The sequence below is a fragment of the Pseudomonas frederiksbergensis genome, from assembly GCF_003732665.1.
Lineage (GTDB): Bacteria > Pseudomonadota > Gammaproteobacteria > Pseudomonadales > Pseudomonadaceae > Aquipseudomonas > Aquipseudomonas frederiksbergensis_G.
Genome location: NZ_MOBP01000009.1, coordinates 189,146 through 200,448, shown reverse-complemented (window position 1 = coordinate 200,448; position 11,303 = coordinate 189,146). Strand labels below are relative to the sequence as shown.

The following is an 11,303-nucleotide window of genomic DNA, read 5'->3' as shown; positions in this document are numbered from 1 at the left end:
GTGGGAAACCTTGGATGGGTTTTGTAAGACCTGTGGGCATCAGGCCTGGGAAATCGTTCGCAAGGTGAGCGGCAAAGCGCCCATGTTTGGCCGAATCGTCGTTATCTCTGTGCTGAAGGTGTCGTTAGACTCGAAGCTCCCCCAGGAGATCGCCCTCATGCACGAGTATCTGAGTCCCGGCCGCTTCATCGATAGTGACCACCCGGCGGTGGTGGAGTTCGCTGAAAAACATCGCGGTGCCGGTCGCGATCCGCGGGAGCAGGCAATCAGTCTGTATTACGCCGTGCGCGAGGCGGTGCGCTACAACCCCTACACCTTCAGCCGCGACCCAGACACCTTGCGCGGCAGCTACGCCCTGGCCACCGGCGAAAGTTATTGCGTGCCCAAAGCCACCTTGCTGGCCGGGTGCGCCCGGCATTGCGGGATCCCGGCGCGCATTGGCCTGGCGGACGTGCGCAATCACCTGTCGACCCCGCGCCTGCTTGAACTGCTCAAGAGCGACGTGTTCGCCATGCACGGCTACACCGAGTTGTATCTGGATGGGCGTTGGGTCAAAGCCACACCCGCGTTCAATCAAGGCTTGTGCGAGTTGTTCAATGTCGCGGCGCTGGAGTTCGACGGCATCAACGACAGCATTTTCCATCCCTTCAACCGCGACGGCGCGCCGTTGATGGAATACCTGGTGGACCATGGCCAGTTCCCCGATGTGCCCGAAGCGTTCTTTTTCGAGCATTTGGAAAAGTGCTATCCGCACCTGTTCGGCGAACAACTGCCGGTGCTGCTGGGGGACATGCAGAGTGATTTGAGTCGCGCTTGATCCGGCGTATGCTGCCTGCGCATTCATCCATAAAGAGGCGGTCATGCTGAAGATCTGGGGTCGGAAAAACTCGTCGAATGTCAGGAAACCACTGTGGGCCGCCGAGGAACTTGGCCTGGCCTATGAAGCCATCGATGCCGGTGGCGCCTTCGGTGTGGTGGACACGCCGGAGTACCGGGCGATGAATCCCAATGGCCGGGTGCCGGTGATTCAGGACGACGGCTTCGTACTGTGGGAATCCAATGCCATCGTGCGCTACCTGTTGGCGCGACATGCCAACGAAACAAACTGGTATCCGCAAGATCTGCAGGCCCGGGCATCCGCCGATAAATGGATGGACTGGACCACTTCCAGCTTCGCCGGCCCGTTCCGTACCGTGTTCTGGGGCGTGTTGCGCACCCCGAAAGAGCAGCAGGACTGGTCTGCCATCAATGCCGCGATCAAGGAATGCAACGATTTGCTGACGATGGCCGATCAAACGTTGGCCGCCCAGCCGTACCTGTCCGGCGATGAAATCGGCATGGGCGATATTCCCCTGGGCAGTTTCATTTATGCCTGGTTCGAGATGCCGATCGAGCGCGCGCCGCAGCCGCATCTGGAAGCCTGGTATGCGCGCTTGAAACAGCGCCCGGCGTATCAGAAAGCCGTCATGACCGCGTTGACTTAATACTCACTATCGACACACTTGACTGTACTTGTGTGGCGGCGACAAGCACCATTGCGCTCGTGTGCCGTGGTTGTATTGATCGCCGCCCGCCCTTATTTATTCCTTTCCTCCCTTCTTGGTGCGTAATCCGATATGAGTTCCGCTCTGTCCATCCGGCAGCTAACCAAAACCTACGGCAACGGTTTCCAGGCCTTGAGTGGTATCGATCTGGATGTCGCCGAAGGTGACTTTTTCGCCTTGCTCGGCCCTAACGGCGCCGGCAAATCCACGACCATCGGCATTCTCTCGACCCTGGTGAACAAGACCACAGGCACGGTGAATATCTTTGGCCACGACCTGGACAAGAATCCTGCGCAGCTCAAGCGCTCCATCGGCGTGGTGCCCCAGGAATTCAACTTCAACCAGTTCGAAAAGACGTTCGACATCGTCGTGACCCAGGCCGGTTACTACGGCATTCCGCCGAAAATCGCCAAGGAGCGCGCCGAGCAGTACCTGACGCAACTGGGCCTGTGGGACAAACGCGATGTGCCGTCCCGCTCGCTGTCCGGCGGAATGAAGCGGCGCCTGATGATCGCCCGCGCCCTGGTTCACGAACCGCGCCTGTTGATCCTCGACGAACCGACGGCGGGGGTGGACATCGAATTGCGCCGCTCGATGTGGACTTTCCTCACCGAACTGAACCAGAAAGGCATCACCATCATCCTCACCACCCATTACCTGGAAGAGGCTGAGCAGTTGTGCCGCAACATCGGGATCATCGACCACGGCACCATCGTCGAGAACACCAGCATGAAGCAGTTGCTCAGCCAACTGCATGTTGAAACCTTTCTGCTCGATACCAAGAACACCCTGAACGTGGTGCCGCAATTGCTCGGTTACCCGACCAAACTGCTCGACGGCCACACCCTGGAAGTCCAGGTGGACAAGGCCATGGGCATCACCGCGCTGTTCACCCAGTTGGCGCAGCAGAACATCGAAGTGCTGAGCCTGCGTAACAAAACCAATCGCCTCGAGGAGTTGTTCGTGTCCCTGGTGGAGAAAAATCTGTCGAAGGTGGCGGTATGAGTTCCGAGCTGCAACCCAACCTCGTTGCCCTCAACACCATCGTTTACCGCGAGGTAAAGCGCTTTACCCGCATCTGGCCGCAAACCCTGCTGCCGCCTGCGATCACCATGGTTCTGTACTTCGTGATCTTCGGCAACCTGATCGGCAAGCAAATTGGCGGCATGGGTGGCTTCACTTATATGGAGTACATCGTGCCGGGGCTGATCATGATGTCGGTGATCACCAACTCCTACGGCAACGTGGTGTCGAGTTTCTTCGGCAGCAAGTTCCAGCGTTCCATCGAAGAGTTGATGGTGTCGCCGGTATCGCCGCACACGATCCTGATCGGCTACACCCTGGGCGGCGTGCTGCGCGGGTTGATGGTCGGGATCATCGTGACGATCCTGTCACTGTTCTTCACCGATTTGCAGGTGCATCACCTGGGCGTGACCATCCTCGTGGTGGTGCTGACGGCAACGATCTTCTCGTTGCTGGGCTTTATCAACGCAGTGTTTGCGCGCAACTTCGATGACATCTCGATCATCCCGACCTTCGTCCTGACACCGCTGACGTACCTGGGCGGGGTGTTCTACTCGATCTCGTTGCTGCCGCCGTTCTGGCAGACCGTGTCCCTGGCCAACCCGGTGCTGCACATGGTCAACGCCTTCCGCTACGGCATCCTTGGCGTTTCGGACATCAAGATCAGCGTGGCGATTACCTTCATGCTGGTGGCGACCGTGGCCTTGTACATCGGTTGCGCACGGTTGCTGGTGAGTGGGCGCGGGATGCGCACCTGATTCGGGACCGCGTCGCGGCCTTCGCGGGCAAGCCTCGCTCCTACAGGGTCGCTGCCTTCGCGTTTTGGCAAACGACACAAAACCTGTAGGAGCGAGGCTTGCCCGCGAAGGCGCCCGTCCAGACACCACAAAAAAGAACGGCCTCCAAAAATGGAGGCCGTTTTGCATTTCTACATCCGGTTTTTCTTGCGCCGCGCCCACTGCCGCCCCACCCACCAACGCCAATACATCATCGTCAGGCAATAGGCGAGAGCACCCAGCACCAACCCAACCACTACCGACCCAAGCAAAAATGGCTGCCACAACGTCGAGAGTTGTCCGCTGATCCATTCCCAGGTCAGCTCATCGGGCAGATGCCGAGCAGGCACGTCCATCAGCCAGGCGCCAGTTTGATACGTACAGAAGAACACGGCGGGCATGGTGATCGGATTGGTCAGCCAGACCAGGCTCACCGCAATCGGCATGTTGCCGCGAACCATGATCGCGAGGACGGCTGCCACCAGCATTTGCAGCGGAATCGGCAGAAACGCTGCGAACAAACCGACGGCCATCGCCCGGGCCACCGAATGGCGGTTGAGGTGCCAGAGGTTGGGGTCATGCAGCAGGGTGCCGAGAAAGCGTAAGGATTTGTGTTCCCTGATGCTGGTCGGGTCTGGCATGTAGCGTTTGAATAAGCGCCGGGGCATAAGGCTTCTCGGTCGGTTCAGGCGGCAAGTATGTCTGGATTCTATTAGCCGCCCATTCAGACTTTGTGACAATTGATAACCGTGCCCGTGCGTCAGGTCGGCTATGCCTAATGAGGGAACTCTCAAGGACGGGCTTATGCGCACAGGGATGGTGGCGCTGGCGCTCGGATTGTTGGCGCTGCGTTTTTTGCCGGGTTTACCGCCGGTCGGGTTATGGCTGTTGCTACCGGTCTTGGGTTTGATGCAGTTGCCGTTTCGCACCTACCCGCTGGCGTTTTTCCTGTTCGGCTTCAGTTGGGCGTGCGGGCAGGCGCAGTTGGCGCTGGATGATCGGTTGTCGGCACATCTCGACGGCGAAACCCGCTGGGTGGAAGGTCGAGTCGTCGGCCTGCCGCAGAACAATGAAGCGGTGGTGCGTTTCGAACTGGCGGATGCGCGCTCGCGACACGGCACAATGCCCTCGCTGATGCGCCTGGCCTGGTACGACGGGCCAGCGCTCAACAGCGGCGAGCGCTGGCGCCTGGCGGTGAAGTTGAAGCGGCCGACCGGGTTGCTCAACCCCCATGCCTTCGATTACGACGCCTGGCTGCTGGCCCAGGGCATCGGGGCCACCGGTACGGTCAAGGATGGTCAGCGTTTGGCACCGGCCCGTTGGGCCTGGCGTGACGGTATCCGCCAGCGTTTGCTCAGTGTCGATGCCCAGGGGCGAACAGGCGCGCTGGCGGCGTTGGTGCTGGGGGATGGCGCCGGGTTGAGCCGCGAGGACTGGCAGGTGCTGCAAGACACCGGCACCGTGCATCTGTTGGTGATTTCCGGGCAGCACATCGGTTTGCTCGCGGGATCAGTGTATTTGCTGATCGCCGGGTTGGCCCGTTATGGCCTGTGGCCGGGGCGTTGGCCGTGGTTGCCGTGGGCCTGCGGTCTGGCGTTCGCGGCGGCTCTCGGTTATGGGCTATTGGCCGGTTTTGAGGTGCCGGTGCGTCGGGCCTGCGTGATGATCGGCCTGGTGCTGTTGTGGCGCCTGCGTTTTCGCCATCTCGGTGCCTGGTGGCCGCTATTGCTGGCGCTCAATGGGGTCTTGGTGCTGGATCCGCTGGCGAGTCTGCAACCGGGTTTCTGGTTGTCCTTCGCCGCGGTGGCGGTGCTGATTTTCACCTTCGGCGGTCGCCTTGGCCCCTGGCGCTGGTGGCAAACCTGGACCCGCGCCCAATGGCTGATCGCAATCGGCCTGTGCCCGCTGCTGCTGATGCTGGGATTACCGATCAGTGTCAGCGGGCCGTTGGTCAATCTGCTGGCGGTGCCGTGGATCAGTCTGGTGGTGCTGCCGCCGGCGTTGCTTGGGACCTTGCTGTTGCCAGTGCCGTACGTGGGGGAAGGGCTGCTGTGGTTGGCGGGCGGTCTGATCGATCTGCTGTTCAAGGGCCTGACCGTGATGGCGAATCAACTACCCGCCTGGGTGCCGGTGGCGGTGCCGTTATGGATCGGGGCCATCGGCGCGTTGGGCGCCTTTCTACTATTAATGCCGCGAGGCGTGCCAATGCGTCCGCTGGGTTGGCCGATGTTGCTGCTGCTGGTTTTCCCGCCACGCGACGAGGTGCCTGAAGGCCGGGCCGAGGTCTGGCAACTGGATGTGGGCCAGGGCTTGGCCATTCTGGTGCGCACTCGCGATCACACGTTGTTGTATGACGCCGGTCCGCGCTTCGGTGATTTCGATCTCGGCGAGCGGGTGGTGCTGCCGTCACTGCGCAAACTCGGCGTGAACGGCCTCGACCTGATGCTGCTCAGCCATGCCGACGCCGACCATGCTGGCGGGGCTCGCGCAATCAAGGAAGGGCTGCCGGTCACGCAAGTCATCAGTGGCGATCCACTGGCGCTGCCCGTCGAGTTAAATGCCGAAGATTGCGAAAGCGGCCAGCAATGGACATGGGACGGCGTGACCTTCCAGCTCTGGCAATGGCCGTCGGCCCGTGAAAGCAATCAAAAATCCTGCGTCCTGCAGATTGAAGCCAATGGCGAGCGCCTGCTGCTGACCGGCGATATCGACACCCACGCCGAACGCGCACTGCTGGACAGTCCCTTGGCGGTGCCCACCGATTGGCTGACGGCGCCCCACCACGGCAGCCGCAGTTCTTCGTCAATGGCGCTGCTCACCGCGCTGCAACCCAAGTCCGTGCTGATCTCCCGTGGCCACGGCAATTCCTTCGGCCATCCCCATCCCACGGTCATGGCGCGCTACCGCAGACGGGGCCTGCACATCTACGACAGCGCCGAGCACGGTGCCGTCCGTCTACTGTTGGGTAGCTTTGAGCCGCCCCGGACGATGCGTCAACAACGGCGCTTCTGGCGCGATGCGCCGGTGGTGAACAAATGACCCGCCAGACGGGATGCGACATCCCGGTCTTCGGTGCGCCGACCCCCTATGTTAGAGTGGCGCACTTTTTCGAGGGGACTGTCACTGTGTGGGAATTGGTCAAATCCGGCGGCTGGATGATGCTGCCGATCATTCTGAGTTCCATCGCGGCCATGGCGATCGTTGCCGAACGTCTGTGGACCCTGCGTGCCAGCCGTGTGACCCCGGAGCATTTGCTCGGGCAGGTCTGGGTCTGGATCAAAGACAAACAACTGAATAAAGAAAAGCTCAAGGAACTGCGCGCCAACTCGCCGCTGGGGGAAATCCTCGCCGCGGGCCTGGCCAATTCCAAACATGGTCGCGAGATCATGAAGGAGTGCATTGAAGAGGCGGCTTCCCGGGTCATCCACGAACTGGAGCGTTACATCAGCACCCTGGGCACCATCGCCGCCATGGCCCCGTTGCTCGGGTTGCTGGGGACGGTGCTGGGCATGATCGATATCTTCAGTTCGTTCATGGGCACGGGCATGACCACCAACGCCGCAGTGCTGGCCGGCGGTATTTCCAAAGCCTTGATCACCACGGCATCAGGCCTGATCGTCGGTATCCCCGCGGTCTTCTTCCACCGGTTCCTGCAACGGCGCATCGATGAGCTGGTGGTGGGGATGGAGCAGGAAGCCATCAAGCTGGTTGAAGTGGTGCAGGGCGACCGTGACGTGGACCTGTCCGAGGGCAAAAAAGCGTGAAATTTCGTCGCAAGCAACGGGAGAACATAGACATCAATCTCGTGTCGCTGATCGACGTGGTGTTTGTCCTGCTGCTGTTTTTCGTGGTGACCACCACCTTTACCCGCGAGACCCAGTTGCGCGTCGAACTGCCGGAAGCGGTCAGCGGCTCGCCGGCCGAAGACCAGCAGGTCAAGCAATTGGACATCGCCATCAGCGCCGAGGGCGTGTTTTCGGTCAACAACCAGTTGTTGCCGAAGAATGACCTGAGCAGCCTGATGGACGCGTTGCAGAAAGAATCCAGCGGCGACACCAATCTGCCGCTGTCCATCACCGCCGACGGCAAGACCCAACATCAGTCCGTCATCACCGCCATGGATGCGGCGGGCAAGCTCGGTTTCAGCCACCTGCGCATGACCACTGTCGAGGCGGCGCCAGCGCACTGATGGCCATGTCCGATCGTTTGCTCGCTGCGTGGTATGCCGGTCATCCGGCCCTGAAACTGTTGCAGCCGCTGGAATGGCTGTATCGGCGGGTGGTCACGCGCAAGCGCAAGCGCTTCCTGGCGGGTGAGGGCGAGATCTACCAGCCGCCGGTGCCGTTGATCGTCGTCGGCAATATCACCGTGGGCGGCACCGGCAAGACGCCAATGATTTTGTGGATGATCGAGCATTGTCAGCGCAGCGGTTTGCGGGTCGGCGTGGTCAGCCGGGGTTACGGCGCCAAGCCAGCGCAATTTCCGTGGCGGGTCGAGGCCGATCAAGGCGCCGATATCGCGGGCGATGAACCGTTGCTGATCGTCCAGCGCACGGGTGTGCCATTGATGATCGACCCGGATCGCAGCAGTGCGGTCAAAGCCTTGCTGGCCAGTGAACCCCTGGACCTGATCCTGTCCGACGACGGCATGCAGCATTACCGCTTGGCCCGGGACCTTGAACTGGTGCTGATCGACGCCGCCCGTGGCCTGGGCAACAAACGTTGCCTGCCCGCCGGGCCGTTGCGCGAACCGATCGAGCGTCTGCAAAGCGTCGATGCCGTGCTGTTCAACGGCGCCGCCCATGATCGCGACGACGGTTTTGCCTTTCAACTGCAACCCACTGCGCTGATCAATCTGAAAACCGGCGAACGTCGCCCACTCGACCATTTTCCGCCGGGTCAGGCACTGCACGCCGTGGCCGGGATCGGCAATCCCCGGCGTTTCTTCAATACCCTCGAAACGCTACACTGGCAGCCAATCCCCCACGGGTTTGCCGACCACGCCGAATACAGCGTGCAGGCCTTGAATTTCACACCGTCATTGCCGTTGGTGATGACCGAAAAGGATGCGGTGAAGTGCCGTGCCTTTGCCGCCGCCGATTGGTGGTATCTGGCGGTCGATGCTGCGCCATCGCCGGCCTTCGTGGCCTGGTTCGATACGCAGCTGATGCGCCTGTTGCCGGCTCGTCTTTTGCCTTAAACCGTTTTTATCCAGGGAATGCTCATGGACACCAAATTGCTCGACATCCTCGCTTGCCCGGTCTGCAAAGGCCCACTCAAGCTCAGCGCCGACAAGACCGAGCTGATCAGCAAGGGCGCCGGCCTGGCCTACCCGATTCGCGACGGCATCCCGGTGATGCTCGAAACCGAAGCCCGCACCCTGACCACTGACGAGCGCCTGGATAAATGACCACAGCCTTTACCGTTGTCATTCCCTCGCGTTACGCCTCCACCCGCCTGCCGGGCAAACCGCTGCTGCTGATTGCCGGCAAGCCAATGATCCAGCACGTCTGGGAACAGGCGAAAAAAAGCAGTGCCGAACGCGTGGTGGTCGCCACTGACGATGCGCGCATCGTCGAGGCCTGCAAGAATTTTGGCGCCGACGTGGTGCTGACCCGTGAAGATCACAACTCCGGCACCGATCGTTTGGCTGAAGTGGCGACGAAACTGGGTCTGGCGCCTGATGCCATCGTGGTCAACGTCCAGGGTGACGAACCGCTGATCCCGCCGAGTGTGATCGATCAGGTCGCCGCCAACCTCGCCGCCCACACCGAAGCGCGCATGGCCACGTTGGCCGAGCCGATTGAAGACGTGGAAAGCCTGTTCAACCCCAATGTGGTCAAAGTGGTCAGCGACCTCAATGGCCTGGCACTGACCTTCAGCCGCGCCACCTTGCCGTGGGCCCGTGACGCATTCGCCAAGACCCGCGAGCACATGCCGCAAGGCGTGCCGTATCGCCGCCACATCGGCATTTATGCCTACCGCGCCGGTTTCCTGCATGACTTCGTGAGTTGGGGCCCGTGCTGGCTGGAAAACACCGAATCCCTGGAACAACTGCGAGCCCTGTGGCACGGCGTGCGGATTCACGTTGCCGACGCCCTGATCGCACCGCCCCACGGCGTCGATACCGTCGAAGACCTTGAGCGCGTTCGTCGCCTGCTGGAGGCCTGATGCGGGTTCTGTTCGTCTGCCTGGGCAACATCTGCCGTTCGCCCACGGCTGAAGGTGTGTTGCGGCACAAACTGCGTGAGGCGGGGCTGGCCGATCAGGTCGAAGTGGCTTCCGCCGGCACCGGTGACTGGCACGTCGGCAAGGCCCCGGATAAGCGCAGCCAGGCGGCGGCCAAACTGCGCGGTTACGACCTGTCGGCCCAGCGTGCCCAGCAAGTCAGCCGCGCGGATTTCGCCACTTATGACCTGATCCTGGCGATGGACAACAGCAACCTGCGCAACCTCAAGGCCTTGCAACCGGCCAAGGGCAAGGCTGAGCTGGATCTGTTCCTGCGTCGTTACGAATCGGAAATCGATGAAGTGCCGGACCCGTACTACGACGGCGATCAAGGTTTCGAGCACGTATTGGATTTGATCGAACGCGCCAGTGATTTGCTGGTGGTCGAGCTGAAGGGACGGTTATGAGTTTGCAGGTCCAATCCGGGGTTTCCCTCAAGCCGTTCAACAGTTTTGGCGTGGATGTCCGGGCTCAGCTTTTTGCCGAAGCCCATAACGACGCCGAGGTGCGTGAAGCGCTGGCCTATGCCGCTTCGAACGCGGTGCCGCTGCTGGTGATCGGCGGCGGCAGCAATTTGCTGCTGACCGCCGATATCCAGGCGTTGGTGCTGCGCATGGCCACTCGCGGCATTCGCGTATTGAGCGATGACGGCAGCCAGGTGGTGGTTGAAGCCGAGGCCGGTGAGCCGTGGCACCCGTTCGTGCAGCACACCTTGGCCCAGGGTTTGGCGGGGCTGGAAAACCTCAGCCTGATCCCCGGCACCGTGGGCGCGGCACCGATGCAGAACATCGGGGCTTACGGCGTCGAGATCAAAGACGTGTTCGCCGGCCTCACCGCGCTGGATCGCCAGACCGGCGAGGTGCGGGATTTCAGCCTGGAAGAATGCAACTTCGCCTACCGCGACAGCCTGTTCAAACAGCAGCCGGGGCGCTGGTTGATCCTGCGGGTTCGCTTCACCCTGAACCGCATCGCGCATCTACATCTGGAATACGGCCCGGTACGCCAGCGCCTGACCGAGCAGGGCATCGACCACCCGACACCGACCGACGTCAGCCAGGCGATTTGCAGCATCCGCAGCGAAAAACTCCCGGACCCGGCGGTGCTCGGCAACGCCGGCAGCTTCTTCAAGAACCCGTTGGTGCCAGCGGCGCTGGTGACCCGGCTCAAAGTGGAATACCCGGATCTGGTGGCCTACGCGCAACCGGACGGGCAGATGAAACTGGCGGCGGGCTGGCTGATCGAGAAGGCTGGCTGGAAAGGTTTCCGTGACGCCGATGCCGGTGTGCACAAGTTGCAGGCGCTGGTGTTGGTCAACTATGGCGGCGCCACCGGCCTGCAACTGCTGGCGCTGGCGCAACGGATCCAGAAAGACATTTCGCAACGATTCAGCGTCGAGCTGGAAATGGAGCCGAACCGTTATTAGCGGTAGCGGCAAGCTTCAAGCCGCAAGCCGCAAGCTACAATCCTTATAGAGTGCGCTGCTCTGCTTCTACTTGAAGCTTGCAGCTTAAAACTTGCAGCTAAAAAAGCCCTGTCTCAGCAGGGCTTTTTTGTTAATGCTGGGTTAACTTAGCCCCCTAACGATGCAAGCATTTGCTCCACCAAAGGCCCGACGCAGACGTTGCCGTTTGCGTAAGAGAGCCCCACTAGCCTGAGCCGATCTGCGTGAACCCACCGCCAACCTCCCTGGCGGCAGATTGCTCGACCCCATAACCGAACCACTATGCGGGCGT

13 protein-coding genes are annotated in these 11,303 nt (G+C 61.2%); 12 read left to right on the top strand and 1 reads right to left on the bottom strand.

Annotated elements, in window-relative coordinates; translation table 11 throughout:
• The first annotated feature begins 157 nt into the window (after positions 1–157).
• The 4 genes from BK665_RS15775 (at position 158) to BK665_RS15760 (ending at position 3,325) form a co-directional block, all read left to right on the top strand.
• Entirely contained in the window at positions 158–817 is a 660-nt protein-coding gene (locus BK665_RS15775; RefSeq protein ID WP_123407010.1) for a transglutaminase-like domain-containing protein, read from the top strand.
• 43 nt (positions 818–860) lie between these two features.
• Positions 861–1,484, top strand: coding sequence for a glutathione S-transferase family protein (locus BK665_RS15770; protein WP_123407008.1), 624 nt, complete (start codon positions 861–863; stop codon positions 1,482–1,484).
• A gap of 132 nt (positions 1,485–1,616) precedes the next feature.
• Positions 1,617–2,549 (top strand): ABC transporter ATP-binding protein, encoded by a 933-nt coding sequence (locus BK665_RS15765; RefSeq protein WP_123407006.1) that lies wholly within the window; start codon positions 1,617–1,619, stop codon positions 2,547–2,549.
• Entirely contained in the window at positions 2,546–3,325 is a 780-nt protein-coding gene (locus BK665_RS15760) for an ABC transporter permease (protein WP_123407003.1), read from the top strand. The genes BK665_RS15765 and BK665_RS15760 overlap by 4 nt, the downstream gene beginning before the upstream one ends.
• Positions 3,326–3,495: 170 nt before the next feature.
• Here the strand turns inward: BK665_RS15760 and BK665_RS15755 are convergent, their stop codons facing one another.
• A complete protein-coding gene (locus tag BK665_RS15755; protein WP_123407001.1) occupies positions 3,496–4,011 on the bottom strand; it encodes a DUF2062 domain-containing protein in 516 nt (171 codons plus the stop codon).
• 136 nt (positions 4,012–4,147) lie between these two features.
• Between BK665_RS15755 and BK665_RS15750 the strand changes: the two genes are divergently transcribed.
• The 8 genes from BK665_RS15750 to murB all read left to right on the top strand — a co-directional run bounded on the left by BK665_RS15750 (position 4,148) and on the right by murB (position 10,993).
• Positions 4,148–6,382: a DNA internalization-related competence protein ComEC/Rec2 gene (locus BK665_RS15750; RefSeq protein ID WP_123406999.1), complete on the top strand. Its 2,235-nt coding sequence runs from the start codon at positions 4,148–4,150 to the stop codon at positions 6,380–6,382.
• A gap of 86 nt (positions 6,383–6,468) precedes the next feature.
• A complete protein-coding gene (gene pocA, locus BK665_RS15745; RefSeq protein WP_185076536.1) occupies positions 6,469–7,107 on the top strand; it encodes a flagellar polar localization protein PocA in 639 nt (212 codons plus the stop codon).
• On the top strand, positions 7,104–7,532 hold the full coding sequence (gene pocB / locus BK665_RS15740) for a flagellar polar localization protein PocB (RefSeq protein ID WP_123406997.1): 429 nt from the start codon (positions 7,104–7,106) through the stop codon (positions 7,530–7,532). The genes pocA and pocB overlap by 4 nt, the downstream gene beginning before the upstream one ends.
• On the top strand, positions 7,532–8,542 hold the full coding sequence (gene lpxK / locus BK665_RS15735; protein ID WP_123406995.1) for a tetraacyldisaccharide 4'-kinase: 1,011 nt from the start codon (positions 7,532–7,534) through the stop codon (positions 8,540–8,542). Before pocB ends, lpxK begins: the two co-directional genes overlap by 1 nt.
• A 24-nt stretch (positions 8,543–8,566) precedes the next feature.
• Positions 8,567–8,752: a Trm112 family protein gene (locus tag BK665_RS15730; protein ID WP_007945752.1), complete on the top strand. Its 186-nt coding sequence runs from the start codon at positions 8,567–8,569 to the stop codon at positions 8,750–8,752.
• Positions 8,749–9,513: a 3-deoxy-manno-octulosonate cytidylyltransferase gene (kdsB, locus tag BK665_RS15725; protein WP_123406993.1), complete on the top strand. Its 765-nt coding sequence runs from the start codon at positions 8,749–8,751 to the stop codon at positions 9,511–9,513. The genes BK665_RS15730 and kdsB overlap by 4 nt, the downstream gene beginning before the upstream one ends.
• Complete coding sequence (locus tag BK665_RS15720) at positions 9,513–9,977, top strand: low molecular weight protein-tyrosine-phosphatase (protein WP_123406990.1); 465 nt, start codon at positions 9,513–9,515, stop codon at positions 9,975–9,977. The genes kdsB and BK665_RS15720 overlap by 1 nt, the downstream gene beginning before the upstream one ends.
• Entirely contained in the window at positions 9,974–10,993 is a 1,020-nt protein-coding gene (murB, locus tag BK665_RS15715) for a UDP-N-acetylmuramate dehydrogenase (RefSeq protein ID WP_123406989.1), read from the top strand. The genes BK665_RS15720 and murB overlap by 4 nt, the downstream gene beginning before the upstream one ends.
• Positions 10,994–11,303: the final 310 nt, after the last annotated feature.

What these genes read in the sequence shown, in the direction of transcription:
- BK665_RS15775 (WP_123407010.1), top strand. Translation starts at nt 158, where the DNA reads ATGCACGAGTATCTGAGTCCCGGCCGCTTCATCGATAGTGACCACCCG.
- BK665_RS15770 (WP_123407008.1), top strand. Translation starts at nt 861, where the DNA reads ATGCTGAAGATCTGGGGTCGGAAAAACTCGTCGAATGTCAGGAAACCA.
- BK665_RS15765 (WP_123407006.1), top strand. Translation starts at nt 1,617, where the DNA reads ATGAGTTCCGCTCTGTCCATCCGGCAGCTAACCAAAACCTACGGCAAC.
- BK665_RS15760 (WP_123407003.1), top strand. Translation starts at nt 2,546, where the DNA reads ATGAGTTCCGAGCTGCAACCCAACCTCGTTGCCCTCAACACCATCGTT.
- BK665_RS15755 (WP_123407001.1), bottom strand. Translation starts at nt 4,011, where the DNA reads ATGCCCCGGCGCTTATTCAAACGCTACATGCCAGACCCGACCAGCATC.
- BK665_RS15750 (WP_123406999.1), top strand. Translation starts at nt 4,148, where the DNA reads ATGCGCACAGGGATGGTGGCGCTGGCGCTCGGATTGTTGGCGCTGCGT.
- lpxK (WP_123406995.1), top strand. Translation starts at nt 7,532, where the DNA reads ATGGCCATGTCCGATCGTTTGCTCGCTGCGTGGTATGCCGGTCATCCG.
- BK665_RS15730 (WP_007945752.1), top strand. Translation starts at nt 8,567, where the DNA reads ATGGACACCAAATTGCTCGACATCCTCGCTTGCCCGGTCTGCAAAGGC.
- kdsB (WP_123406993.1), top strand. Translation starts at nt 8,749, where the DNA reads ATGACCACAGCCTTTACCGTTGTCATTCCCTCGCGTTACGCCTCCACC.
- BK665_RS15720 (WP_123406990.1), top strand. Translation starts at nt 9,513, where the DNA reads ATGCGGGTTCTGTTCGTCTGCCTGGGCAACATCTGCCGTTCGCCCACG.
- murB (WP_123406989.1), top strand. Translation starts at nt 9,974, where the DNA reads ATGAGTTTGCAGGTCCAATCCGGGGTTTCCCTCAAGCCGTTCAACAGT.